Here is a 25,093-nt window from a genome sequence, read left to right on the forward strand (position 1 = left end):
GTCCCCGTACTCGGTCCCGTACCGTGTGCGGGGACGTACGCGTACAGCGACCATGAAGGCGGAGGCGGAGACATGGCGGTGAAGGACCGGGACCGTTTCTCCACCGCGACCAGGATCCGGATCATCGGGGAACAGACCGCGGCCCGGGTCTATCGCTCGCAGACGAAGCGCCAGGCCCGCCGCTCCCGCCTGACCGGCCGGGCGGCGCTGCTCGCGATGGTGCTGTGCTCGCTCGTCGTGGCGCTCGCCTACCCGATACGGCAGTACGTCGCCCAGCGCGCGGAGATCGCCGACCTGCGCGAGGAGCAGGCGCGGACCCGTCAGCGGGTCGAGGACCTGCGCGACCTCAAGGCGCGCTGGCAGGACGACGCCTACGCCGAGCAGCAGATCCGGCTTCGGCTGCACTACGTGATGCCGGGGGAGACGGGCTTCGTCGTCGTCGACCCGCACGCGGCCGAGCAGTCGCACGCCGACGTCGGGGCGGCCGACCGTCCCTGGTACCGGAACGTGTGGGACGGGGTCGACAAGGCCGACGCCGCCGCCCACCGGCAGTGACTCAACAGGAAGACCAGCAGAAGACAGTCATGCAGACTCCCCCGCCGACCACCCCGCGCACCGAGCCCACCGACGCGGACGTGGAGGCCTTCAAGCAGCAGCTCGGGCGTCCTCCGCGCGGCCTGCGCGCCATCGCGCACCGCTGCCCCTGCGGACAGCCGGACGTCGTGGAGACGGCGCCGCGGCTGCCCGACGGCACGCCGTTCCCCACGCTGTACTACCTGACGTGCCCGAAGGCGGCCTCCGCGATCGGCACGCTGGAGGCGAACGGGGTCATGAAGGAGATGACCGAGCGGCTGGCCTCCGACCCGGAGCTGGCCGACGCCTACCGGGCGGCGCACGAGGACTACGTCCGGCGGCGCGACGAGATCGAGGAGCTGACCGGCTTCCCGAGCGCGGGCGGCATGCCGGACCGGGTGAAGTGCCTGCACGTGCTGGTCGCCCACTCGCTGGCGGCCGGCCCGGGTGTCAACCCGCTGGGCGACGAGGCGATCGCGATGCTGCCCGAGTGGTGGCGCAAGGGGCCGTGCGTGACGGTCTCCGAGACCTGCGGGGAGGACGGCAAGTGACGCGAGTCGCCGCCATCGACTGCGGTACGAACTCCATCCGGCTGCTGGTGGCCGACGCGGACCCGGCGACGGGCGAGCTGACCGACCTGGACCGCCGCATGACCATCGTGCGGCTCGGGCAGGGCGTCGACCGCACCGGGCGGCTGGCGCCCGAGGCGCTGGAGCGGACCTTCGCCGCCTGCCGCGAGTACGCCGCGGTCATCAAGGAGCACGGCGCCGAGCGGCTGCGGTTCGTGGCCACCTCCGCCTCCCGCGACGCGGAGAACCGGGACGAGTTCGTGCAGGGGGTGCTGGACATCCTCGGCGTGGAGCCGGAGGTCATCTCCGGCGACCAGGAGGCCGAGTTCTCCTTCACGGGGGCGACGAAGGAGCTGACCGGCCGCGCGGACCTGGCCCGGCCCTACCTGGTCGTGGACATCGGCGGCGGCTCGACCGAGTTCGTCGTCGGCGACGACCACGTGCGGGCCGCCCGCTCCGTGGACGTCGGCTGCGTCCGGATGACGGAGCGGCACCTGGTCCGCGACGGCGTGGTGACCGACCCGCCGTCCGAGGAGCAGATCGCGGCCATACGGGCCGACGTCGAGGCGGCCCTGGACGAGGCCGGCCGGTCCGTGCCGCTGGACGAGGCGCGCACGCTGGTCGGCCTCGCGGGCTCCGTCACGACCGTGTCGGCGATCGCGCAGGAGCTGCCGGAGTACGACTCGGCGGCCATCCACCACTCCCGCATCTCGCGCGACCGGGTCCGCGGGATCACCGACTGGCTGCTGCGCTCCACCCACGCCGAACGCGCCGCGGTGCCCTCGATGCACCCGGGCCGGGTCGACGTGATCGCGGCCGGGGCGCTGGTGCTCCTGGCGATCATGGAGCGGACGGGCGCGGAGGAGGTCGTCGTGAGCGAGCACGACATCCTCGACGGCATCGCGTGGTCGGTGGCATAGGTGTCCGCGGTGGCTCTCTGAGCAGGCCGGACAACGTTTGAGCGCGCCCCGGGGGCCCCGTGAGGGGCCCCGGCGACATCTCGTCGGCAAAGTTCGTGAAGTTCTTCACAAGGATTTCGGTCCCGGCGGACGAGGAAAGGCCGCCCGTTGACCCTTTTGGGGGTTCAACTGCCCTTTGAACGTGTTCAGGACGGGGTCGCGAGAGGGCCCCGGAGAGGGTGCGCAGGGGGCCGGTCCACCGCCCTCGGAGGCGCGGAGTGGCAGCTCACGCGGCATTGACAACGGGACGCACTACACGCCGGTTCCTCGTCGCGCCATGATCTCCGTCACGTGGGTCGCGGATGGTAGCACAAGGGCTGCCGAAGCTTGTGAAGGGGCGCACGAACCACCCCCCTGGAGCGGGTGGATACTCGATGCCATGAGCACCACGGAGCGTCCCAGGATCCTCGTAGTAGGCGGTGGGTACGTAGGCCTGTACGCAGCTCGACGCATCCAGAAGAAGATGCGTTACGGCGAGGCGACCGTCACCGTCGTCGACCCGCGGTCGTACATGACCTACCAGCCCTTCCTCCCCGAAGCCGCCGCCGGCAACATCTCCCCGCGGCACGTCGTCGTCCCCCTGCGACGCGTGCTTCCGAAGGCGGAGGTCCTCACCGGCCGGGTCACCACCATCGACCAGGACCGCAAGGTCGCCACGATCGCCCCGCTGGTGGGCGAGGCGTACGAGCTGCCCTTCGACTACCTGGTCATCGCCATGGGCGCGGTCTCCCGCACCTTCCCGATCCCCGGCCTCGCCGAACAGGGCATCGGCATGAAGGGCATCGAGGAGTCCATCGGGCTGCGCAACCACGTCCTGGAGCAGCTCGACAAGGCCGACTCCACCACCGACGAGGAGATCCGCCGCAAGGCGCTCACCTTCGTCTTCATCGGCGGCGGCTTCGCCGGCGCGGAGACCATCGGTGAGGTCGAGGACATGGCCCGCGACGCGGCCAAGTACTACAAGAACGTGTCCCGCGAGGACATGCGCTTCATCCTCGTCGACGCCGCCGACAAGATCCTCCCCGAGGTCGGCCCGAAGCTCGGCCAGTACGGCAAGGAGCACCTCGAGGGCCGCGGTGTCGAGGTCTACCTGTCCACCTCCATGGACTCCTGCGTCGACGGCCACGTGGTGCTGAAGAACGGCCTCGAGGTCGACTCCAGCACGATCGTGTGGACGGCCGGCGTCAAGCCGAACCCGGCCCTGTCCCGCTTCGGTCTGCCGCTCGGCCCCCGCGGTCACGTCGACTGCCAGCCGACCCTCCAGGTCACCGGCACCGACTACATCTGGGCCGCGGGCGACAACGCCCAGGTCCCGGACCTCGTCGGCCGCAAGGCGGGCAACGAGAACGCCTGGTGCCCGCCGAACGCCCAGCACGCGCTGCGCCAGGCCAGGGTCCTCGGCGACAACGTGGTCTCCGGCATGCGGGGCTTCCCGCAGAAGGAGTACAGCCACGCCAACAAGGGCGCGGTGGCGGGTCTCGGCCTGCACAAGGGCGTCGCGATGATCGTCATGGGCAAGATGAAGATCAAGCTCAAGGGACGTCTCGCCTGGTACATGCACCGCGGATACCACGGTCTCGCGATGCCGACCTGGAACCGCAAGATCCGCGTCTTCGCGGACTGGACCCTCGGCATGTTCCTCAAGCGCGAGGTCGTCTCCCTCGGCGCGATCGAGACCCCGCGCGAGGAGTTCTACGAGGCCGCCAAGCCGGCCCCGGCCGCGCCGAAGGCCGAGAAGCCGGCGGAGAAGACCGAGGCCAAGGCCTCCTGACCCCCGGTCCGCCGCACAAGTAGTCCGAGCTCCCCGAAGGGGCCGCCCGCCATCCGTGGTGCGGGCGGCCCCTTCGGCGTGCCGTGCCGCGCCGTTGCGCCGTCAGGCCCACAAAGCGTGGTGTGTACAAGTATTTTGCTCAGTCGTAACGCGTGCCGGGGACTGTGCGCCGGGGTGACAGGTGTTTACGTGGTGTCAGGACATTCCGGGATCGCTTGTCACGGAGGTACGCCATGGCTGATGCCGCGCTGCGGCTGCAGAACCTCTTCGAGCAGTTGCTGGGAACGCCGCTTCCGGTGCGCGTTCGGGCCTGGGACGGCTCGCAGGCGGGACCGCCGGGCGCGCCGACCCTCGTCGTCCGCAACCGCAGGGCGCTGCGCCGCCTGCTGTTCAAGCCGGGCGAGCTGGGGCTGGCCCGGGCCTGGGTGGCCGGGGACCTCGACATCGAGGGAGACCTCTACGCCACCCTCGACCTGCTCGCCGGCCTCGTCTGGGAACGCGGCGAGGACGCCCGGGGACTCGCCGCCGCCCTCCGCGACCACGAGGTCCGGGCCGCCGTGCGCGGGCTCGTGAAGCTCGCCGGGCCGCCGCTGCCGCCGGCGCCGCCGCCGGAGGAGATCCGCAGGCCCCGCGCTCACCTGCACACCAAGCGCACCGACCGGCGGGCCATCAGCCACCACTACGACGTCGGCAACGACTTCTACGAACTCGTCCTCGGCCCGTCCATGGTGTACTCCTGCGCCTACTGGCCCGCCCCCGAGGCGGAGGGCGGCACCCTGGAGACCGCGCAGCGCGACAAGCTCGAACTCGTCAGCCGCAAGCTCGGCCTGAAGCCCGGTCAGCGCCTCCTCGACGTCGGCTGCGGCTGGGGTTCCATGGCCGTCCACGCGGCCCGCGAGCACGGTGTGAGCGTCGTGGGTGTCACCCTGTCGCAGGAGCAGGCCGCCTACGCGCGCAAGCGGGTCGCCGACGAGGGGCTCACCGACCGGGTGGAGATCCGCGTCCAGGACTACCGCGACGTCACCGACGGGCCGTACGACGCGATCTCGTCCATCGGCATGGCCGAGCACGTCGGTGCCGAGCGGTACCTGGAGTACGCCGCCGACCTGTTCCGGCTCCTCAAGCCCGGCGGGCGGCTGCTGAACCACCAGATCGCCCGCCGCCCCCGGCGGGACGAGTCCGCCTACAACGTGGACGAGTTCATCGACGCCTACGTCTTCCCCGACGGCGAGCTGGCCCCCGTCGGCACCACCGTCACCCAGTTGGAGCGCGCCGGGTTCGAGGTGCGCGACGTGGAGTCGATCCGCGAGCACTACGCGCTGACCCTGCGCCGCTGGGTCGCCAACCTGGAGTCCGGCTGGGAGGCGGCCACCCGGCTGGTAAGCCCCGGCCGGGCCCGCGTCTGGCGCCTTTACATGGCGGCCTCCGCGCTCGCCTTCGAGCGCAACCGCATCGGCGTCAACCAGGTCCTCGCCGTCCGGACGCCGGACTCGGGTGCCTCCGGGATGCCGTTGCGGGCCCGCGTGTGGGGTGCGCCCGGCGACGCCTGACCCGGACGCGACCGAAAGGGCCGGGCCCCCCGCCGTGGGGAGCCCGGCCTTCCTTTTTCGTGCCGCGGCGCGGCGAGGTCACTCGGCCTTGATCGCGTTCAGCATGTTCAGCCGGGCGGCGTTGCGGGCCGGCCACATCGCGGCCAGCACACCCACCAGGCCGGCCAGCACCACGAAGATCCCGATCCGGTCCCAGGGCAGGACCAGCGCGTAGCCCGGGATCTGGTCCGCGACGGTCTCGCCGATCGCCCAGCCGAGGAACGTGCCGAGACCGATGCCGACCACCGCGCCGAACACCGAGATGACGACGGCCTCCAGCCGGACCATCCGCTTCACCCGGCGCCGGTCCAGGCCGATCGCGCGCAGCATGCCGATCTCCTGCTGCCGTTCGAAGACCGACATCGCGAGGGTGTTGACGACGCCCAGCACCGCGATGATCAGCGCCATCGCCAGCAGGCCGTACATGACGTTCAGCAGGGTGTTGATGGCGCCGCCGAACTCGTCGCGGATGTCCTGGCGGTCCATCACGGTGATCGCGGGGTTGTCGCCCAGCGCGTCGACGAGGACCTTCTCGTTCGCCGCGGACTGGCCGCCGTCGACCTTCACGAAGATCTGCCGGATGGACGGCTTCGCCTCGTGCGGGTCCACGATTTTCCGGTCGACGAGGACGGGGGAGAGGAACTCGCTGTCCTTGTAGACGGCGCCGACCGTCAGCGTGGCCCTCTTGTCGTCGTCGAAGGTGACGGGGACGGTGTCGCCGGTCTTCCAGCCCCTGCTCTCGGCCGTCTTCTCGGCGACCGCGATCCGGCCCTGGGCGAGCGAGCCCGCGCTGCCGCTGACGACGTCGACGGTCAGGACCTTCTCGATGTCGCCCGGGGTGACCGCCGAGGCGGACACGTAGTCGTCGCCGACCCGGAAGTAGGCGTCCTGCTGCGGCGACACCGCGGACACGCCGTCGGCCTTCTCCAGCGCCGTCAGCGCGGACCGGTCGAGGTCGCCGCCGTTGGCCATCGAGACCATGTAGTCGGCCCTGATGTTGTCCGTGGTCATCTTGTCGATGGCCGCGCCGACCGTGACGCCGAGCACCGACAGGCCGGTCACCAGCGTCAGGCCGATCGCCAGCGCCGAGGCGGTGGCGCCGGTGCGGCGCGGGTTGCGGACCGCGTTCTGGCCGGCCAGCTTGCCCGCCACCCCGAAGGGGCCGACGAGCAGCGGGCGGACCAGCGCGATCACGGGCCGGGACAGCAGCGGGATCAGCACGATCACGCCGATCAGCGCGAGGAACGCGCCCGCCCCGATGTACATCCGGCCGTCGTCGCCGCCGGTCGAGGCACCCGCCACGATCGCCGCCGCGCCGAGGGCGGTGACGGCGGCGCCGATGGAGTTGCGCAGCACCAGCGACTTGGTGGTGGCCACCGCGTGGACGCTGTTCATGGCCGCCACCGGCGGGATCTTCGCGGCCCGGCGGCCGGGCAGCCAGGCGGCGAACACCGTGATCAGCACGCCCACCGCGAACGCCGCGACCACCGGCGTGGCGGACAGGACCAGCGGACCGGCCGGCATCTTCATGTCGAACGCGGCCATGCCCGAGCGCAGTCCGACGGCCAGGCCGACGCCGAGGGCGAAGCCGACCGCCGAGGCCACCAGACCCACCAGCGCGGCCTCGGCGAGCACCGAGCGGGTGACCTGCCTGCGGGAGGCGCCGACGGCGCGCATCAGGGCGATCTCCTTGGTGCGCTGGGCCACCAGCATGGTGAACGTGTTGGAGATCAGGAAGATCCCGACGAAGAGCGCGATCCCCGCGAAGCCGAGCAGCACCTGCTTGAGGTTGCCCAGGCCCTGTTCGATCTGATCGGCCTGCTCGTCGGCGAGCGCCTTGCCGGTCCGGGCCTCGGCCGTGGCGGGCAGCAGCGGCTCGACCGCGGAGAGGATCCTCGCGTCGTCGGCGCCGGGGGCGGCGGTGACGGTGACGCTCTCGAAGTAGCCGGGCTCGAGGTACTGCTCCTGGGCGACCGCGGTGTCGAAGAGGACGAGGCTGCCGCCGGCGTTGACGGCGCCGTCCTCGGTGGTGAACACACCGCTGAGGGTGTACTCCTTCACCGGGCCGTTGGTCGCGACGCGCACCCGGTCGCCGACCCGGTACTCGCCCTTGGCGGCGGACTCCTCGTCCAGGGCGATCTGGTCGTCCTTCACCGGGCCGGAGCCGTCGGTGAAGGTGTAGGCGGCGTCCTTGCCGTCCTTGCCGGGCGCGAAGTTGCCGCCCTTGTTGGACCAGCCGACGCCGATCAGCTTCCCGTCGGGGTCGGCGACCCCGGCGAAGCCCTCGACGCGGCCGTATACCCCGGCGACGCCGTCCACGGCGGAGATCCGGTCGAGGACCTTTCCGGAGAGGCCGGGCTCCTCCCCGGGGTCGTCCGGGTCGGCGTGCGAGGTGACGGCGACGGCGACGTCGGCGTAGCTCTTCGCCGACTGGTTGCGGAAGGCGTTGGAGAGGGTGTCGGCGAAGACCAGGGTGCCGGACACGAACGCCACGCCGAGCATCACGGCGAGCACGGTCATCAACAGCCTGGCCTTGTGCGCGAAGACGTTGCGCAGGGCGGTACGGAACATGGGTCTACTTCGTCCAGGGGTACGGGGCGGAAGGCGGGCGGGGCGTCAGCTCGTGCGGCCCTTGGCGTCGAAACGCTTCATGCGGTCCAGCACCGAGTCGGCCGTCGGCCCGTGCAGCTCGTCGACGATGCGCCCGTCGGCGAGGAAGACCACCCGGTCCGCGTAGGCGGCGGCCACCGGGTCGTGGGTGACCATCACGACGGTCTGGCCCATCTCGCGCACCGAGTTGCGCAGGAAGCCCAGCACTTCGGCGCCCGAGCGGGAGTCGAGGTTGCCGGTCGGCTCGTCACCGAAGATGATCTCCGGCTTGGAGGCCAGCGCCCGTGCCACGGCGACGCGCTGCTGCTGGCCGCCGGAGAGCTGCGAGGGGCGGTGACCGAGCCGGCCGGACAGGCCGACCATCTCGATCACGGAGTCCAGCCACTGCCGGTCCGGCTTGCGGCCGGCGATGTCCATCGGGAGGGTGATGTTCTCCAGCGCGGTGAGCGTCGGCAGCAGGTTGAACGCCTGGAAGATGAAGCCGATCTTGTCCCGGCGCAGCTTGGTGAGCTGCTTGTCCTTCAGGGAGCCCAGTTCCGTGTCCCCGATGCGCACCGCGCCGGAGGAGAAGGTGTCCAGCCCGGCGACACAGTGCATCAGTGTCGACTTGCCGGAGCCGGAGGGGCCCATGATGGCGGTGAGCTCGGCCTGCCGGAAGTCGACGGAGACCCGGTCGAGGGCGACCACCTGGGTCTCGCCCTGGCCGTAGATCTTGGAAAGCTCCGTGGCGCGCGCGGCCACGGTGGTGGACCGGTCGGCGATGGGTGCGGTGGTCACGGGAGGGTGCTCCTGTCGGTGCGGCGGTGTGCTCGGGGACCTGTCCATCGTCCCGCCCGGGGGGCGCCGTCGAGTCAGCCGCTGTTCCGGTTTCGGGGGGCGACTGTGGTCGGACGGCCGCGGCCCGTGTCATACCTGCGGATGACGGGCGTCCCCCACCCGCCGTCCGGCGGGGTCCCCGGCGGCACTCCCGGCGGACCCGCTGTCGCCCGCGAGGGTGAGAACAGGGCGGGCGTCCTGGTAGAGGCGGTGAAATCCCGTCATTCCGTATGCGTGGCGGACCGCCGCGCGCAAGGCTGTTGGCAAGTGCGGATGGCCTGCTCACGGAGCTGATGCACCCTCAGGCGCCAATAAAATAAGACAACATCGGTCTGCCCACCCGCTGTCGGAGGGGGGTGTCCCGATAGGGTCGGAGCACTCGACGCGGTGCCCATGGCCTGCCCGGATGGTGGAATGCAGACACGGCGAGCTTAAACCTCGCTGCCCCTTCGCGGGCGTGCCGGTTCAAGTCCGGCTCCGGGCACTCACCGCGATGCCGCGTCCCCACCCGCCGCGGCGGCACTGCGGAGCGCGCGTCCCTCACAGGTGTCCCGCACGGCCGGTGTCATGCCTCCGGCGCCGCGGCCGTCGCCCCCTCCCGAACCGGCTCGAGACCGTTGACAGTGGCGCGCGGGGGGCCGAGACTCAGCGCGGATGTTCGTGAAGGAAAGTTCACCACGCGAACAACGTTTGCGGCAACGACGCCAATCGAAGGGAACGACCGATGCGCACCACCGTCGGCATCATCGGGGCCGGCCCCGCCGGACTCCTGCTGGCCCGGCTGCTCCACAACGCCGGGATCGACTCGGTCGTCCTGGAGAGCCGCGACCGCGACTACGTCGAGCGGCGCCAGCGCGCCGGGATCCTGGAGCAGGGCACGGTGGACGTCCTGCGCGCGGCCGGCGCGGCGGAGCGGATGGACCGCGAGGGGCTGCGCCACGACGGCATCGAGCTGCGCTTCGACAGGCGCCGTCACCGCGTCGACTTCCCCGCCCTCACCGGCGGCCGGTCCGTGACGGTCTACGCCCAGACCGAGGTCTGCAAGGACCTCATCGCCCTCCGGCTCGCGGAGGGCGGCCCGCTGCTCTTCGAGGCGGAGGCGCTGGCCGTCGAGGGCGCCGAAACCGACCGGCCGCGGGTCCGCTTCCGGCACGGCGGCACGGAGGACGTCCTGGAGTGCGACTACGTCGTCGGCTGCGACGGCTTCTGGGGCGTCGCCCGCAAGGCGGTCCCGGCCGGGCTGAGCCGCACCTTCGAACGGACGTACCCCTTCGGCTGGCTCGGCATCCTCGCCGACGTCGCCCCCTCCCACGACGAGCTGGTCTACGCACGCCACGACCGCGGCTTCGCCCTGCTGTCCATGCGCTCCCCGTCCGTCTCCCGGCTCTACCTCCAGGTGCCCGAGGGCACGGACGCCGAGGCGTGGAGCGACGAGGAGATCTGGGCCGAGCTGGAACGCCGCCTCGAGACGGACGACGACTGGACGCTGCGGCGCGGCCCCGTCACCCAGAAGTCCGTCACCCCCATGCGCTCGTACGTCCACGAGCCCATGCGGCACGGCCGCCTCTTCCTGGCCGGCGACGCCGCGCACATCGTGCCGCCCACCGGCGCCAAGGGCCTCAACCTGGCCGTCGGCGACGTCGTCACCTTCGCCCGCGCCCTGACGCACCGGCGGGAGACGGGCTCCGCCGAGCTGCTCGACGCCTACTCCGCCACCTGCCTGCGCCGGGTGTGGCAGGCCGAGCGGTTCTCCTACGACATGACGACCCTTCTGCACCGCGCGCCCGACGCCACGCCCTTCGACGACCGCCTCCAGGTGGCGCGCCTGGACCGGATCGCCTCCTCCCGCGCCGCCGAGACCGACCTCGCCGAGGCGTACACCGGCTTCCCGATCGGCTGAACGCCGGACGGCACCCCGCCAGTGAGGGGAATCACCCTGGCCCGTAGCGTGTTGCGGGACAAGGCGAGGGAAAGATCCTCCCCAAGCAGTAGGGTCAATCCTTTGCCGTTCTATTACTCTTGAGCCAAGGCCGCGCAGCGTGGCCATGGAGGAGTGAAATGAGGAGCAGAAACCCGGTCTTCTCGCGACGGGGGTTCAGCCGCGACAACGGCTACGCGGGCTTCAACGCCGCGCCGCAGGCCGGGGGTCCCGCCGTCGCCACGCAGGGCAACCCGTACGCGCAGGGCAGTCCGTACGCCCAGCCCGCCGGCAACCCCTACGCGCAGAACCCGTACGCCCAGCAGGACCAGCAGTACGGCACGCCGCCGCAGGCGCCGGCGACCACCGGCCGGATGACGATCGACGACGTCGTCGTCCGCACCGGTTCCACGCTCGGTGTCCTCATCGTCACCGCCGCGCTCGCCTGGGCGCTGCTGCCGGTCGACGACGCCCACATCAGCCGTTCCTACGGCATCGGTATCGGCGCCGCGCTGATCGGCATGGTGCTGGCGTTCGTCCAGTCCTTCAAGCGCAAGGCCTCGCCCGCGCTGATCCTCTCCTACGCGGCGTTCGAGGGCGTGTTCCTCGGCGTCGTCTCCAGCGTCGTCGACAACCGCATCGCCGACGGTGCGGCCATGCAGGCCGTGATCGGCACGATGGCGGTCTTCGCCGGTGTGCTGATCGCGTACAAGGCCGGCTGGATCCGCGTCAACCGCCGCTTCTACGGCTTCGTGATGGCGGCCGCGCTCGGCTTCGTCTTCCTGATGATGGTGAACATGCTGTTCGCCGTCTTCGGCGGCGGTGACGGCCTCGGCTTCCGCAGCGGCGCCCTCGGTGTCGTCTTCGGCGTCGTCGGCATCATCCTCGGCGCCTGCTTCCTCGCCCTGGACTTCAAGCAGGTCGAGGACGGCATCGCCTACGGTGCCCCGCGCGAGGAGGCCTGGCTCGCCGCCTTCGGCCTCACGCTGACGCTGGTGTGGATCTACATGGAGTTCCTGCGGCTCATCTCGATCCTCAACAGCAGCGACTGACGGCAGCGCCGCGCCCCGTCCGCCGGAGCGCAGCGTGAAGGGGCCCCGGGCACTGTGCCCGGGGCCCCTTCGCCGTATGCCGTCGCTCCCGCCGTCACCGCCGGCGGGAACGGTGCACGCCTAGAGCAGGTTGCGCGCCGCCCTCCTCAGGTCGTACTCGTGGACGATGGCCTTCGCGTGGCCGTACGCGAGGTTGTGTTCGTGACGGAGCCAGCTCACCTTCTCCTCGAAGCGGAAGAGAGAGGGTCCGTCCTCGACGGCGCGCAGCCAGTCGGCGATCTCACGACCGGTGCAGTGCGGAATGCGGGCGAGCAGATTGCGGTGGGTCTCCTCGGAGAAGACGTGGGACATCGGCGCCTCCGGGCGAAAGGGGATGTAGGCCGGTCCTTCAGGTCACCGTGCCCGAGCGTGCGTCCGTTGGCAACAGTCCCGGAACGCCGCGTACGCTCGCGCCGTGGTTGATACGACGCCCTTGACCCGTGCCGTGGACGACTTCGCCGACCGCTTGCGGGCCGCCCCGCAGAGCAGGCTGCAACGCGGGGCCGCCGCCGAGGCGCTGGAGCTGGCCAGGGAGCTGTCCCGGCGCGCCCAGCTCGTGGAGGACCCGGACGCCGAGCCGCGGGAGATGCCGGACGCGGGGATGTTCGCCGCGGCCGACCAGATCGCCGTCGCCGCGCACGACCTGGCCGTCGTCCTGACGGGCGCGGACCAGGTGGAGGAGGCGGTGGGGCTGGTGGAGGAGGCCCGCAAGCGGGCCGGGGTGTGACGGCCGGGGGTGCCCGCGGCTACAGCGACGCGATGACCCGGTCCGCCAGGATGTAGACGTTCTCCTCGCCGCAGGCGAAGGTCAGCGTGTAGGCGCCCGAGATGCCCGAGCCGCCCAGCAGGTAGGGCGTCCGGCCCGCGCGCAGGGCGCCGGCCAGTCGCTCCGCGGTCTCGCGGTGGCCCGGCGTCATGCACAGGGTGGTGCCGTCGGCGAAGACGTACACGTCGAGGGTGCCCAGCGGGCCCGGGCGGACGTCCGCCAGGGCGACGTGCGAGGCGGCCAGCTCCTCCAGCGCGGCGACGGTGCGCTCGTGGTCGTTCACGGCCGGCGCCGGATTCGGCACGAAGTCCGGGTGCGAGGGGTGACGGCGGCGGGCCGCGGCCAGCTCGGCCGACTCCCCGGCCGGCTCGTCGGCGTCCGCGCCCGGCTCGGCCACCGGCTCCAGGCCCACGAGGTCGGCCTGGCGGGGCAGGAACATCTCGCTGTCGGACAGGCCGAGCAGCAGGGGGGCGTCGGAGGCGTCGCGGCTCTCCTGGGCCGCCCAGAAGGCGCGTGCCTCGGCGAGCTCCCGCTCGCGCTCCTCGGCGAGCGCCTCGGCGACGGCGGCGCGTATCTCCTCGGCGTCGCTGGTGCCGCGGGCGGCCGGGACCCGGCCCCGCGCGGCGGCGGCGCGGCTCTCGGCCAGCTCGGTATGCAGGGCCGCGACCTGGCGGCGCAGCACGAGGACAGCGCGCAGGACGGCGACGCCCACGGCGCCGGTGGCGGCCGTGGTGAGCAGCAGGGCGATCGGCATGGCGCTCACTGACGTACTCTCCCGGTTCAAAGTCGACCCCCGACTTACTACCTCAGCTTGAAGGGTGGACTAACCGTCTGTCAGTGCGTAACGTCACGAAACGGACAGGACCTTGGGCCCGGGAGGGGCGGGTGTGACGGGTCTGACCTGCGGGAATCGGCGGGACGGAGAGCTAGGTCACATCCTGAGGGAGTTTGGGTCACAAAACGGCCCAGAACCCTGGTGTGCGCGGGGTCCTGGGCCGAGGGGTGACGCTGGGCGCCCGGAGGGCTACTGACGGTTCCTCAGCGGCCCGTCCCGGTTCAGCTGAGGCGCTCGATGACCATGGCCATGCCCTGGCCGCCGCCGACGCACATCGTCTCCAGGCCGAACTGCTTGTCGTGCCACTGGAGGGAGTTGATGAGCGTGCCGGTGATGCGGGCACCGGTCATGCCGAAGGGGTGGCCGACGGCGATGGCACCGCCGTTGACGTTCAGCTTCTCCAGCGGGATGCCCAGGTCCCGGTAGGAGGGGATGACCTGCGCGGCGAAGGCCTCGTTGATCTCGACCAGGTCGATGTCGTCGATGGTCAGCCCGGCGCGGGACAGCGCCTGCTTGCTCGCCTCGACCGGGCCCAGGCCCATGATCTCGGGGGAGAGGCCGGAGACGCCGGTGGAGACGATGCGGGCCAGCGGGGTCAGGCCCAGCTCGCGGGCCTTGGTGTCGCTCATGATCACCAGGGCGGCGGCGCCGTCGTTGAGCGGGCAGCAGTTGCCGGCGGTGACCAGGCCGTCGGGGCGGAAGACCGGCTTGAGGCCCTGGACGCCCTCCAGGGTCACGCCGGCGCGCGGGCCGTCGTCCTTGGACACCACGGTGCCGTCGGGGAGGGTGACCGGGGTGATCTCGCGCTCCCAGAAGCCGTTCTTGATGGCTTCCTCGGCGAGGTTCTGCGAGCGGACGCCGAACTCGTCCATGTCCTGCCGCGTGACGCCCTTCCAGCGGGCGAGGTTCTCGGCGGTCTGGCCCATCGCGATGTAGGGGTCGGGGACCAGGCCGTCCTCGCGCGGGTCGTGCCAGGTGGTGCCCTCCTGCTGCGCGACCTCGGCGGTACGGGCCTCGGCCTCGGCGAAGAGCGGGTTGCGGGTGTCCGGCAGGCTGTCGGAGTTGCCCTTGGCGAAGCGGGAGACCATCTCGACGCCGGCCGAGATGAAGACGTCGCCCTCGCCGGCCTTGATGGCGTGCAGGGCCATGCGGGAGGTCTGCAGGGACGAGGAGCAGTACCGGGTGACGGTGCAGCCGGGCAGGTGGTCCATGCCCATCTCGACGGCGACGATCCGGCCGAGGTTGTTGCCCTGCTCGCCGCCGGGCAGGCCGCAGCCGAGCATCAGGTCGTCGATGTCCCTCGGGTCCAGCTCGGGGACCTTGGCGAGGGCCGCCTGGATGATCGTGGCGGCCAGGTCGTCGGGGCGCAGGTCCTTCAGCGAGCCCTTGAAGGCGCGGCCGATGGGGGAGCGGGCGGCTGAGACGATCACGGCTTCGGGCATCACGGCTCCAGTGGCGTCGCGGGGATGAGGCGGCTGGTTGGGAAGTTACCCGGACGTATGGCCCGGGTCACGCTTACGGCGGTGTGACATGGACCGCAACTTTCTAAGCGCTTGCTTGGGCCTGCGGCGGTGGGCCGACGGGACGCGCCGCACGACCGCCCGGGCGCGGGGCGCCCCCGGCCGGTCCCACGGCGCCGCGCGTCCCCGGGCGTGACTCCCCGCGGCCCGGCGGGCGCGTCTCCCGCGCTCCGCGGGCGAGCCGCCGTCCTCTATCTGCGTTGTGTGGATGCCGTCGGTTCCGTTTCCGAGACGCGTCGGCGGCGGCGGCGTTTGAGGAGGGCCCAGGGGCCCCGCGGCCCCGTGGGCATCACTGCCGCGACCTCCGTGCCGGCCTCGTCCGCGGCCTCGGCCGCCGCCCGCGCCACCGGCAGGAAGCCCTCGCGGCGGGCGGCGTCGGGACGCTCCTCGTCCGCCGGCCACAGACCGAGCGCCGCGCAGACCGACGGCAGGACCGCCATCGCCGCCGTGGCGTAGCCCTCCGCGGACGGGTGGTAGTTGTCGGGGCCGAACAGCTCCCGCGGGTTCTCGGCGAACTCCGGCCCCAGCAGGTCGCCCAGCGACACCGTGCGCCCGCCCTGCTCCACGACGCCGATCGTCTGCGCGGCCGCCAGCTGCCGCGAGGTGCGCCGGGCCAGCCAGCGCAGCGGCTGCGGCACCGGCTCGATCGTGCCGAGGTCCGGGCAGGTGCCGACCACCACCTCCGCGCCGGCCGTGCGCAGCCGGCGTACCGCCGCCGACAGGTACCGCACCGAGCGGGTGGCCGGCATGCGGTGGGTGACGTCGTTCGCACCGACCATGATCACGCAGACGTCGGGCAGCGGGTACCGGCCGGCGAGCGCCAGCGTCACCTGCCGGTCCAGGTCGTCCGACCGGGCCCCCGGCACCGCGACCGAGGTCAGCTCCACCGGCCGCTCGGCCACCGCCGCGAGCCCCGACGCCAGCAGCGCGCCCGGCGTCTGGCCGGCCCGGTGCACGCCCTGGCCGGCGGCCGTGGAGTCACCCAGCATCACCAGCCGCAGCGGCGCCCCGACGGCCGTCGAGAGGGTGCCGCCGTACAGTCCCGCCGCGTTCGGCACCCGGTCCGGTGTGCCGATGCCCACCCGGCGCCTGGCCAGCTGCACCTCCGCCAGCAGCAGACCGACCGCCGCCGCACCGGCCAGCCCGATCCCGCCGCCGCCGTACGCCGCGCCGGCCGCGATGCGCCGGGCCGCCCTCGCCCTCCACATGCTCGTCATACGTCGCCGCCACCTCCTCCAAGCCGTTCACCCACTGCTTGCCCCGTACGGACGGTGGCCCAATCTCAACGGGGAGTGAACGACCGACACAGGGCATCGACGGCCCGGCAGGCCATAGGCTGGCGGAACCAATCACGACACATCTTTTGCGGCATCCGGAGACCACGGTGCATTTCCACGACTCGATGATCAGCCTCGTCGGCAACACCCCGCTGGTGCGGCTCAACAGCGTGACCAAGGGCATCAGGGCCACCGTCCTGGCCAAGGTGGAGTACTTCAACCCGGGCGGCTCGGTGAAGGACCGCATCGCCCTGCGCATGATCGAGGCCGCCGAACAGAGCGGCGAGCTGAAGCCCGGCGGCACGATCGTCGAGCCGACCAGCGGCAACACGGGCGTCGGCCTCGCCATCGTGGCCCAGCAGAAGGGCTACAAGTGCATCTTCGTCTGCCCTGACAAGGTGTCCACGGACAAGATCAACGTGCTGCGCGCGTACGGCGCCGAGGTCGTCGTCTGCCCGACGGCGGTCGACCCCGAGCACCCGGACTCCTACTACAACGTCTCCGACCGCCTGGTCCGCGAGACGCCGGGCGCCTGGAAGCCGGACCAGTACTCCAACCCGAACAACCCGCTCTCCCACTACCACTCGACCGGCCCCGAGCTGTGGGAGCAGACGGAGGGCAGGATCACCCACTTCGTCGCCGGCGTCGGCACCGGCGGCACCATCTCCGGCACCGGGCGCTACCTGAAGGAGGCCAGCGGCGGCGCCGTGAAGGTGATCGGCGCCGACCCCGAGGGCTCCGTCTACTCCGGCGGCTCCGGACGCCCGTACCTCGTGGAGGGCGTCGGCGAGGACTTCTGGCCCACCGCCTACGACCGCGACGTCGCGGACGAGATCGTCGCCGTCTCGGACAAGGACTCCTTCCAGATGACCCGCCGCCTCGCCAAGGAGGAGGGCCTGCTGGTGGGCGGCTCCTGCGGCATGGCCGTCGTCGCGGCGCTGGAGGTGGCCGCCCGGCTCGGCGAGGACGACGTGGTCGTCGTCCTGCTGCCGGACAGCGGCAAGGGCTACCTCAGCAAGATCTTCAACGACGAGTGGATGGCCGACTACGGCTTCCTGGAGGACACCGGCCCCAGCGCCCGCGTCGCCGACGTCCTCAACGACAAGGAGCACGGCGCCATCCCCTCGCTCGTCCACATGCACCCGGACGAGACCGTCGGCCAGGCCATCGAGGTGCTGCGCGAGTACGGCGTCTCGCAGATGCCGATCGTCAAGCCCGGCGCCGGCCACCCGGACGTGATGGCCGCCGAGGTCGTCGGCTCGGTCGTGGAACGGGAGCTGCTGGACGCCCTGTTCACCCAGCGCGCCTCGCTGGAGGACCCGCTGGAGAAGCACATGTCGTCGCCGCTGCCGCAGGTCGGCTCGGGAGAACCGGTCGCCGACCTGATGTCCGTGCTCGGCACGGCGGACGCGGCGATCGTCCTGGTCGAGGGCAGGCCCACGGGTGTGGTGAGCCGTCAGGACCTGCTGGCCTTCCTCGCCAAGGGCGGCAAGTAGGACCGTGGTCCGCACGGACTTCGCGGAAGTGGTACGCGCACGTCACGTTCGCGCAGCACCCGCTTAACACGGGTTCGGCAGAGTAGGGGTGTCGGCAGGGCGATGGAGGTACCTCCCAGGCGTTGAGCACGGGGGGAGGCTCCCCGTCCGGGCCGGCACCGAACGGCGTCGAGGATCTTCCGGAGCGGCTCCCGGACCTCCACGGACGCCACGGACGCGTCGCCCCGGCCGTGCGGCCGGGCACCGCGTCCCCCGCGGGGACCGTCGTCGTCCCGCCCCTCAGCGATGGGGGTGCGGCGGTCCCCGCGCAGACTTCCCGCGCGCCCGGTCGCGCTCAGTCCTTCCAGCCGTCCTCGCGGCCGGCGGTGCGGCGCCGGGCGAAGAGGTCCGGGTTGGTGCGGGCGGCCTGGACGACGTTGACCCCGACGATGCCCGCCCACGCGGCCAGCAGCCCGGGGAGGTTGGCGACGCCGCCGCCGATCGCGGAGAGCGGGACGGCGAGGACCAGCGAGACGATGCCGAAGCCGAAGCGATCGCCGAAGGAGTCGGTGGCCCGCGGCGACCGGCTGTCCCGGGCCGCCGTCATCTGCTGCTCGGCGAGCTGCCTGCGCACCCGGCGCTCGACCGCGCCGTCGATGCGCTGGTCGACCTTCTCCAGGAACGACTCGACCAGCGCGGACTCGTACTCCTCACCGAGTTCCCTGCGGGTCTGCAGGGTGGCGTCGAGTTCCTTCTTGAGGTCGGTGTCCCGCCCGTCCATTCCCGTCATGGCCACCACGGTATGCGGCGGGGGCCGCGTCGGCACGGGGGCTAACCCCCGTTTCCGGCGGGGGGCGAGCGGTACGGACGGGGCGGCGGGCGGGGGCCCCGCCACCCGGGCCGTCCGGCGGCCGGGCGGGCGAGTGCTCAGTCCGCCTCCCGGGTGTCCCGCCGCAGCCGCGCGCGCCGGGCGGCCCGGTCGATCATCAGCAGGCCCCGGGTGCGGCCGACCGGGCGCAGGGCGGTCTGGAGGGGAGCCGACCAGGGCCGGCGCAGCCCGCCGAGGACCGCGAAGCGCGTGCCCGACCCCTCCGCGACGGCCGCCATGCCGCCGACCACGTGCCGGCTCTGCATCAGGCACCAGCCGGGCTGGAGCCGGACGTCGAAACGGGCGGTGTGGCCGAAGGGCCCGTACGCCCGGCCGTGGAAGCGGTCCCCGCCGCAGGGATGGCAGTGGAACTCGCGCAGCGTCGGCAGCAGATGGGGGAGTTCACCCTCCAGGTCCCCGGCGACGGACCACAGGTCCGCCATCGGCAGGTCGACATGGGACTCCGCGTACATGACGGCGTGAAGTCCCGCGGCCATGACGCGCAGGCGCCGGACCGGGTCGAGTTCCGCCGTCGGCCAGTTCGTCTTCATCGCGGCCAGGCCTTTCGGAAGCTGTGACGGGCACGGTGGAGCCGGGACTTCATCGTGCCGCGGGAGATGTCGAGGATCCGGCTCGCCGACCGCTCGTCGAGGCCCTCGAGTTCGCGCAGCACCAGGACCGCGCGGTGTTCCGTGGACATGCGGGTGAGCACGTCCCGGATGTCCACCGCCAGTTCCGGGCTGCCCGGCCAGGCGATGTCGTCGAACTCGCACACGGGTGTCTCCCGTTCGGCCCGGCGGGCCACCCGCACCGCCTCGCGCACCGTGACGGTGCGCACCCACGCGTACAGGGCGCGGGGGTCGCGGAGCCGGGGCAGGCCCTGGAACACCGCGATCAGCGACTCCTGCACGGCGTCGGCGCTGTGGCCGAGGGCGATCGGCCGGCACAGCCGGCTCACGTACGGGGTGAGCAGGCTCAGCAGGTCGTTGAGGGCCAGGGCGTCACCGGACTGGGCGGCCCGCACCAGGACGCCTCCCGCGGCCCAGGGATCCTCCTGGGTGTCCTGCCGCGGGGCAGCGGCCTTGCGCAGGGTGCCCGCTCGGGCTGTGGTCATCTGCCGTTCTCCTCCCTTGGACGTCGGCGCTCCAGCGGCGGCACCAGGACGGCGTCGGTGTGGGAGCTTTCGTGGATGAGGAGGAGCGGCGGCGGCCGGGCACTCCCGTCCGTCGGGAACTGGCTTGAACTGGAATCGGCGGCCGAGGGAGTGCATGGGCCCCGGCGGGCCTCTGTCCGGGTGGGGATGTCCGTCCCGCGGCCGGCGCACGGTCGCCGGACGGGCGTCGGACGGGGTGGACAGGGAGTGCCGGGCGGACCGAACGCCGAGGCACTCCCCGGCATGCGCGGCGGGCTATTCCATCGCGCCGGATTATCGCCGAGGTGTGGAGAGGTGGTGCGTTCTGAGCCGATCTGTTGCGGACGCCACCCGGCATATGCCTGGCCCCGGCGGACTCCCCGGCCGAACCTCCCGGAGTTCTGCACCCGGTGCTAGGGTGGGCGCGATGTGCGGCTATTGAATTAGCCATCTACGGGGGGTCCGTTACACATGGTGCAGGTATTTCTGTGGAAAACGGCTGACGGTCGAGCCTGTTTTAATTTCCGTCAATACGCGAGGGTGCGGTGCCGTCCGTTCCCGTCGCCGTCCGGCTATTCGGTTGAATCTGGAATTTCCTTCCCGCATTCCCGTCCGGTCCCGGTCCCGGCGACAGCGGGGGCGCGGTGAGTGCGGGCGGGGAGGGGCGCACGGGGTTCCATGATCCGGAGCTGCTGGCCCGCCTGGTCGAGGGGGCGCGGCGCGGGGACGCGCTGGCGATGGACGAACTGCTGGAGATCCTCGCGCCCTTCGTCGGCCGGATCTGCGGTCCCGTGGCGTTGCAGGACGGTCCCGACGCCGCGCAGGAGGCGCTGATCGCGGTGTTCCGCAGCATCCGTCAGCTCAAGGAGCCGGCGGCCCTGTTCGGCTGGGTGCGGGCGATCGCCGTGCGCGAGGCGCTGAAGTTCGCCAACCAGCGCCGGCGTCAGCCGACCGTGCCGATGGAGTGGGAGGACCCGCCCGTCGTGGGGGACCTCCACCTCGCCTCGGACATCACGGACGCGCTGGGCCGCCTGATGCCGGAGCACCGTGCCGTACTGATGCTGCGTCATGTCGAGGGCATGAGCGAACAGGAGGTCTCCGCGCTGCTGGAGATTCCCGTGGGGACGGTCAGGTCCCGGCTGTTCCGGGCCCGGCGGTCATTCCGCTCGGCCTGGGGCTGAGCGGGCCGCCACCCGTTCGCCCAGGCGGTCGAGCATCCGCTGGGCCCGCCTCGCCGACCAGGGGGCGCGCATCCGGTCCAGGGTGTCGCCACCCGGCAGACGCAGGGTGCTGAAGAAGGCGAAGCGGCAGCCGTCGCCGTCCGGGGCGGCGGCCATGCCGCTGGTCAGCGCGGTGCCCTGCATCAGGCACCACCCGGGGCGCAGGACGACGTCGAAGCGCTCGCGGTAGCCGAAGGCGCCGGCCGCGCGGCCCGACAGCCGTTCCCCCGAGGACTCCGTGACGGTGAAGGACCGCAGCCCCGGGACGATGAGCGGGAGTTCGGCCTCGAGGTCGGACGCCACGGCCCAGACGCGGTCGACGGGGACGTCGAAGCGGCGCTCGGCGAAGGCCGGGTGCCGGGCGCCGGACGCGATGACCCTCAGCCGGCGGATCGGGTCGAGTTCGGCCCGCGGCCAGCCGTTGTCCACCGCACCGGTCATTGCTGTCGCTCCCTCTCCACGCGTACGCGGGGTGACGTATGTGAGGGAGCGTCGCACTGTCTCCCGGGATGGTCAAGAGCTGGAAAAACTTTTGGCGCGGGTGCGCCCGGGCCGCGGACGAAGGGATTTGGCACCCGGGGGAGTACATGCCGTCCGGGGCGCCTCTTCTCTCTGTGAGAAACCAGGATACCGACCCTCGCGCCCGCCGGGAGAAGGGTTCGCGCGGGCGGTCTGTCACCGGTTCTCACGGATACCGAGGACAACGGACGGGGAAGCGAGCATCGTGTATTTCAGTGGGCCGCTCCACAACCTTCACCGCGCTTTTTCCAGCAATGGGCCGCGCATTCCGGGCATGGGATTCGGGGTCGCCTCGGCCCACGAGGGGCCGCCCGTCGCGGTGACCGACGAGGAGCGGAGTCTGGCGCGGACCATGCCGCAGGCGCGCCGCAGCGACTTCCTCATCGGACGCAGCGCGCTGCACCGCGCGGTGCGTGCGGCGGGCCTGACCGCCGGCTCCGTACTGTGCGACGGGCCCCGCCCCCGGCTGCCCGAGGGGATCGCCGCGTCGATCAGTCATTCCGGCGGTGTCGCGGTCGCCGTCGCGGGCCCCTCGGCCCGGTTCCGGACCCTGGGCGTCGACCTGGAGACGACCCGACTGCCCGTCCGGGCGGCCCACCTGGTGCTGCGCGCCCCCGAACGCCCGCTGCTCGGCCCGCCTCACACGGCCGCGCGGCGCCTGCTCGCGCTCTACTCCGCGAAGGAGTCCGCCTTCAAGGCGCTGCACGCCGTCGTGGACCCGGCCCCCCGGGGACTGCGGGACGTGCGGCTGGAGCCGGACGGGACCGGCTACCTCGCCTGGGCCGCGGGCCACCCGCACACCCGCGTCCACGTGAGCGTCCGGCCGCTGCCCCGCGAGGGCGTCCTGTGCTGGGCGCTGCCCCGGGACTGACCGGACACCCGCTCCCGCGCCCCGGGCGTCCCGTCGCCCCACGCGTGTCCCGGTCCCGCCCCACGCCTGCCCCACGTCTGCCCCACCACCCCTGCCCCACCACCCCTGCCCCACCACCCCTGCCCCACCACCCCTGCCCCACCACCTTGCCGCATCCGACGACGGAGGCCGATCTCGTCATGCACCCGCCCGCCGTACTCGCCTCACCCCGCCGCGTGCCCTCATGGACGCCGTCCGACTGGCGTGAACGCCCGGCCGCGCAGCAGCCCGACTGGCCCGATCCCGCGCTGCTGCGCCGGATCCGCGCCCGGCTGGCCGGCGCCGCACCCCTCGTACGGTCCGACGAGATCCTCGATCTGCGCCGCGCGCTCGCCGAGGCCGCCGCGGGCGAGGCCTTCGTGGTCCAACTGGGGGACTGCGCGGAGACCTTCGACGCCCCGACGTTCGCCGGTGTGGCGGCGCGGGTGGGCCAGCTGCACGGCACCGCGGGCACCCTCCGGGCCGCGCTGGGCCGGCCCGTGATCCCCATCGGCCGGCTGGCCGGCCAGTACGCCAAACCGCGGTCCTCCCCGACCGAGCGGGTGGGCGACCTGCTGCTGCCGTCCTTCCGCGGGCACCTGGTGAACGATCCGCGCCCCGAGCCCGCCGCACGCGTCCCCGACGCGATGCGGCTGCTGCACGGGCACGCGCACGCGCGGGAGGTGCTGGCCCTGCTGCGCGAGCTCGCCGAGTCCGGCATGGCCCTGCCCGGGGCGACGGTGGCCGGCGCCCCGGCGGTGTGGACCAGCCACGAGGCGCTGGTCCTCGACTACGAGGAACCCCAGGTACGACGCGACCCCGTCACCGGCAGCCTGTGCCTGACCTCCGCCCATCTGCCCTGGATCGGCGCGCGCACCGGTGACCCCGACGGGGCGCACGTGCGGTTCCTGTCCGGGGTCGCCAACCCGGTGGGCGTCAAGATCGGGCCGGGCACCGACCGCGCCCGCCTGGCCGCGCTGTGCGCCCGCCTCGACCCGGACCGGGAGCCGGGGCGCCTCGTGCTGATCTCGCGGATGGGGGCCGGCCAGGTGCGCGAGCTGCTCCCGCCGCTGCTGCAGGAGGTGGCGGGCGCGGGGCACCGGGTGGTGTGGATGTGCGACCCGATGCACGGCAACACCTACGTCGGCGGCAGCGGGCACAAGACCCGGGACGTGGCGACGGTGGGGGCCGAGATACGCGGCTTCTTCGCGGCGACACGCGCCGTCGGCGCGACCCCCGGCGGTGTGCATCTGGAGGCCACGCCCGCCGAGGTCACCGAGTGCGTCGGGGGCGGCGCGGGCATCGCCGAGGACGACCTGCACCAGCGGTACGAGACCGCCTGCGACCCCCGTCTCAACGGCTCCCAGACCGCCGAGATCGCCGCGCTCACCGCGCGGCTGTGCGAGGGCGGCGACTAGCGCCTGCCGTCCGGGCCCCACGGGGCTCGGACGGCCCCGGGCGCTGCCCCGCGACGCACGATGCCGCCGGACCTGGTGCCGGCGGCATCGGTGTGTCCGGCGCCGCCGGGGCCTGCCTCCGCCACCCGGGCCCGCCCGGCCCGGGCCGGGTGCGGGGGAACCTTTGCCCGGTCCGCCGCCTCCTGACCGACCGAACGAACCGGTCCGACAACCCTCAGGAGCTTTCCGTGGAGTCCGTGGAGAACGAGCCCGTCGAGAACGACTCGGCCTCACCGCCCCAGCCCGAACTGGCGGGCGTGCGCCACCACTGGGTGACCGTGCGGGACGGCGTGCGCCTGCACGTCGCCGAGGCGGGCGAGGGGGAGCCGGTCGTGCTGCTGCACGGCTTCCCCCAGCACTGGTACGGCTGGCGGCGGCTGATTCCGCTGCTGTCCGGCAGCTACCGGCTGATCTGCGTGGACCAGCGCGGCTTCGGCTGGTCCGACGCGCCGGACAAGGGCTACGACACCGACAGCAGGGTGGCCGACGTGGTCGCCCTGCTGGACGCCCTGGGCCTGGACCGGGTGAGGCTGGTCGGGCACGACTGGGGAGCGTGGACCGGGTTCCACCTCTGCCTGCGGGCACCGCTGCGCGTCACGCACTACCTGGCGCTCAACATGATGCACCCCTGGCCGCTGCACCGGCGCCTGATGCCGCAGTCCTGGCGGTTCTGGTACACGGCGCTTCTGGAGCAGCCGCTCCTCGGGCGCTGGATGCTGCGCCGCCGCCCCGGCTTCACGCGCTACCTGATGCGCAAGGGAGTGGCGGACCCGGCGGTCTGGACCCCGGACGCGATGGAGGAGTTCGTCCGCTCCAGCCGGGAGCCCGCGCGGGCGCGCGCCGGGGAGGCACTGCACCGGGCCTTCGCCCTGCGGGACATCGCGCGGCTGCTGACGGGCCGGTACAAGAAGCTCCGGCTCACCACCCCGACCGTGGTCATGGGAGGGGAGCTCGACTTCATGCTGCCCCCGGGCGTGCTGACCCCGGCCGGCCGGCACGCCGACGACCTGCGGGTCCAGGTGGTCCCCGGCTGCGGCCACTACCTCCACGAGGAGCGGCCCGACCTGGTCGCCCGGACCGCCGAGCGGCTCTTCTCCCGCCCGAGCTGACCCCGCCCGGCCACGGCCGCACCGCTCACCGCGCACGGGGGTGTGCCGGGTGCGGCCGTGGCGGAGCCGAAGCGTCCGGAAATTCTCGAAGTCCGGTGGAGTGCATCGGCCGGAAACCACCTCTTGTCTG

The 25,093-nt window shown here is 72.5% G+C and carries 23 protein-coding genes and 1 tRNA gene; 14 read left to right on the plus strand and 10 right to left on the minus strand.

Features of this window, described 5'->3' with window-relative positions:
• Positions 1-72: 72 nt before the first annotated feature.
• The 5 genes from ACFWJB_RS17895 (at position 73) to ACFWJB_RS17915 (ending at position 5,422) form a co-directional block, all read left to right on the plus strand.
• The gene (locus tag ACFWJB_RS17895) at positions 73-555 is read left to right on the plus strand and encodes a septum formation initiator family protein (protein ID WP_385459022.1); all 483 of its coding nucleotides are present in this window, start codon (positions 73-75) and stop codon (positions 553-555) included.
• A 29-nt stretch (positions 556-584) separates the two neighbouring features.
• The gene (locus ACFWJB_RS17900) at positions 585-1,124 is read left to right on the plus strand and encodes a DUF501 domain-containing protein (protein WP_385459020.1); all 540 of its coding nucleotides are present in this window, start codon (positions 585-587) and stop codon (positions 1,122-1,124) included.
• Positions 1,121-2,062 (plus strand): exopolyphosphatase, encoded by a 942-nt coding sequence (locus ACFWJB_RS17905; RefSeq protein WP_386923227.1) that lies wholly within the window; start codon positions 1,121-1,123, stop codon positions 2,060-2,062. The genes ACFWJB_RS17900 and ACFWJB_RS17905 overlap by 4 nt, the downstream gene beginning before the upstream one ends.
• A gap of 418 nt (positions 2,063-2,480) precedes the next feature.
• Positions 2,481-3,872 carry an NAD(P)/FAD-dependent oxidoreductase gene (locus ACFWJB_RS17910; RefSeq protein WP_385459016.1) on the plus strand — a complete coding sequence of 464 codons (1,392 nt, stop codon included), beginning with the start codon at positions 2,481-2,483 and terminating at the stop codon, positions 3,870-3,872.
• 233 nt (positions 3,873-4,105) lie between these two features.
• Positions 4,106-5,422 carry a class I SAM-dependent methyltransferase gene (locus tag ACFWJB_RS17915; RefSeq protein ID WP_386923229.1) on the plus strand — a complete coding sequence of 439 codons (1,317 nt, stop codon included), beginning with the start codon at positions 4,106-4,108 and terminating at the stop codon, positions 5,420-5,422.
• A gap of 78 nt (positions 5,423-5,500) precedes the next feature.
• On the opposite strand, the gene ACFWJB_RS17920 is transcribed toward ACFWJB_RS17915, so the two are convergent.
• Together ACFWJB_RS17920 and ACFWJB_RS17925 are read right to left on the minus strand one after the other, a co-directional pair.
• Positions 5,501-8,032: an ABC transporter permease gene (locus tag ACFWJB_RS17920; protein ID WP_386923231.1), complete on the minus strand. Its 2,532-nt coding sequence runs from the start codon at positions 8,030-8,032 to the stop codon at positions 5,501-5,503.
• 45 nt (positions 8,033-8,077) lie between these two features.
• A complete protein-coding gene (locus ACFWJB_RS17925; protein ID WP_385459010.1) occupies positions 8,078-8,848 on the minus strand; it encodes an ABC transporter ATP-binding protein in 771 nt (256 codons plus the stop codon).
• A 439-nt stretch (positions 8,849-9,287) separates the two neighbouring features.
• Between ACFWJB_RS17925 and ACFWJB_RS17930 the strand changes: the two genes are divergently transcribed.
• From ACFWJB_RS17930 to ACFWJB_RS17940, 3 genes are all read left to right on the plus strand, one after another.
• Positions 9,288-9,371 (plus strand) — tRNA-Leu (locus ACFWJB_RS17930).
• Between the two features lie 240 nt (positions 9,372-9,611).
• A complete protein-coding gene (locus ACFWJB_RS17935) occupies positions 9,612-10,787 on the plus strand; it encodes a 4-hydroxybenzoate 3-monooxygenase (RefSeq protein WP_385459008.1) in 1,176 nt (391 codons plus the stop codon).
• Between the two features lie 158 nt (positions 10,788-10,945).
• On the plus strand, positions 10,946-11,857 hold the full coding sequence (locus ACFWJB_RS17940) for a Bax inhibitor-1/YccA family protein (RefSeq protein ID WP_385459006.1): 912 nt from the start codon (positions 10,946-10,948) through the stop codon (positions 11,855-11,857).
• Between the two features lie 120 nt (positions 11,858-11,977).
• Here ACFWJB_RS17940 and ACFWJB_RS17945 read toward each other — a convergent pair whose 3' ends face one another.
• Positions 11,978-12,208 carry a DUF4287 domain-containing protein gene (locus ACFWJB_RS17945; RefSeq protein ID WP_189234328.1) on the minus strand — a complete coding sequence of 77 codons (231 nt, stop codon included), beginning with the start codon at positions 12,206-12,208 and terminating at the stop codon, positions 11,978-11,980.
• A 103-nt stretch (positions 12,209-12,311) separates the two neighbouring features.
• Here ACFWJB_RS17945 and ACFWJB_RS17950 point away from each other — a divergent pair, with 103 nt between their 5' ends.
• On the plus strand, positions 12,312-12,623 hold the full coding sequence (locus tag ACFWJB_RS17950; protein WP_385459004.1) for a hypothetical protein: 312 nt from the start codon (positions 12,312-12,314) through the stop codon (positions 12,621-12,623).
• A gap of 19 nt (positions 12,624-12,642) precedes the next feature.
• Here ACFWJB_RS17950 and ACFWJB_RS17955 read toward each other — a convergent pair whose 3' ends face one another.
• The 3 genes from ACFWJB_RS17955 to ACFWJB_RS17965 all read right to left on the minus strand — a co-directional run bounded on the left by ACFWJB_RS17955 (position 12,643) and on the right by ACFWJB_RS17965 (position 16,234).
• Complete coding sequence (locus tag ACFWJB_RS17955) at positions 12,643-13,425, minus strand: hypothetical protein (protein WP_385459002.1); 783 nt, start codon at positions 13,423-13,425, stop codon at positions 12,643-12,645.
• 293 nt (positions 13,426-13,718) lie between these two features.
• Positions 13,719-14,939 carry an acetyl-CoA C-acetyltransferase gene (locus tag ACFWJB_RS17960; RefSeq protein ID WP_386923235.1) on the minus strand — a complete coding sequence of 407 codons (1,221 nt, stop codon included), beginning with the start codon at positions 14,937-14,939 and terminating at the stop codon, positions 13,719-13,721.
• Positions 14,940-15,208: 269 nt separating this feature from the next.
• A complete protein-coding gene (locus tag ACFWJB_RS17965; protein WP_385458998.1) occupies positions 15,209-16,234 on the minus strand; it encodes an SGNH/GDSL hydrolase family protein in 1,026 nt (341 codons plus the stop codon).
• 167 nt (positions 16,235-16,401) lie between these two features.
• On the opposite strand from ACFWJB_RS17965, the gene ACFWJB_RS17970 reads away from it, so the two are divergent.
• Positions 16,402-17,790, plus strand: coding sequence for a cystathionine beta-synthase (locus tag ACFWJB_RS17970; RefSeq protein WP_385458996.1), 1,389 nt, complete (start codon positions 16,402-16,404; stop codon positions 17,788-17,790).
• Positions 17,791-18,124: 334 nt separating this feature from the next.
• Here the strand turns inward: ACFWJB_RS17970 and ACFWJB_RS17975 are convergent, their stop codons facing one another.
• The 3 genes from ACFWJB_RS17975 to ACFWJB_RS17985 all read right to left on the minus strand — a co-directional run bounded on the left by ACFWJB_RS17975 (position 18,125) and on the right by ACFWJB_RS17985 (position 19,751).
• On the minus strand, positions 18,125-18,550 hold the full coding sequence (locus ACFWJB_RS17975) for a hypothetical protein (RefSeq protein WP_385459059.1): 426 nt from the start codon (positions 18,548-18,550) through the stop codon (positions 18,125-18,127).
• A 146-nt stretch (positions 18,551-18,696) separates the two neighbouring features.
• Positions 18,697-19,188, minus strand: coding sequence for a hypothetical protein (locus tag ACFWJB_RS17980; RefSeq protein WP_386923237.1), 492 nt, complete (start codon positions 19,186-19,188; stop codon positions 18,697-18,699).
• Positions 19,185-19,751 (minus strand): RNA polymerase sigma factor, encoded by a 567-nt coding sequence (locus ACFWJB_RS17985; RefSeq protein ID WP_385458992.1) that lies wholly within the window; start codon positions 19,749-19,751, stop codon positions 19,185-19,187. The genes ACFWJB_RS17980 and ACFWJB_RS17985 overlap by 4 nt, the downstream gene beginning before the upstream one ends.
• Positions 19,752-20,413: 662 nt before the next feature.
• Here ACFWJB_RS17985 and ACFWJB_RS17990 point away from each other — a divergent pair.
• Positions 20,414-20,950 (plus strand): RNA polymerase sigma factor, encoded by a 537-nt coding sequence (locus ACFWJB_RS17990; RefSeq protein WP_385458990.1) that lies wholly within the window; start codon positions 20,414-20,416, stop codon positions 20,948-20,950.
• On the opposite strand, the gene ACFWJB_RS17995 is transcribed toward ACFWJB_RS17990, so the two are convergent.
• Entirely contained in the window at positions 20,927-21,430 is a 504-nt protein-coding gene (locus tag ACFWJB_RS17995; protein WP_386923240.1) for a hypothetical protein, read from the minus strand. The two genes, ACFWJB_RS17990 and ACFWJB_RS17995, sit on opposite strands and share 24 nt — an antisense overlap.
• A gap of 352 nt (positions 21,431-21,782) precedes the next feature.
• Between ACFWJB_RS17995 and ACFWJB_RS18000 the strand changes: the two genes are divergently transcribed.
• The 3 genes from ACFWJB_RS18000 to ACFWJB_RS18010 all read left to right on the plus strand — a co-directional run bounded on the left by ACFWJB_RS18000 (position 21,783) and on the right by ACFWJB_RS18010 (position 24,963).
• Positions 21,783-22,379, plus strand: coding sequence for a 4'-phosphopantetheinyl transferase superfamily protein (locus ACFWJB_RS18000; protein WP_385458986.1), 597 nt, complete (start codon positions 21,783-21,785; stop codon positions 22,377-22,379).
• A gap of 179 nt (positions 22,380-22,558) precedes the next feature.
• Positions 22,559-23,815, plus strand: coding sequence for a 3-deoxy-7-phosphoheptulonate synthase (locus ACFWJB_RS18005; protein WP_386923242.1), 1,257 nt, complete (start codon positions 22,559-22,561; stop codon positions 23,813-23,815).
• A 227-nt stretch (positions 23,816-24,042) separates the two neighbouring features.
• Positions 24,043-24,963 carry an alpha/beta fold hydrolase gene (locus tag ACFWJB_RS18010; RefSeq protein WP_385458982.1) on the plus strand — a complete coding sequence of 307 codons (921 nt, stop codon included), beginning with the start codon at positions 24,043-24,045 and terminating at the stop codon, positions 24,961-24,963.
• Positions 24,964-25,093: the final 130 nt, after the last annotated feature.

This window comes from Streptomyces sp. NPDC127100, assembly GCF_042724095.1.
Classification (GTDB): domain Bacteria; phylum Actinomycetota; class Actinomycetes; order Streptomycetales; family Streptomycetaceae; genus Streptomyces.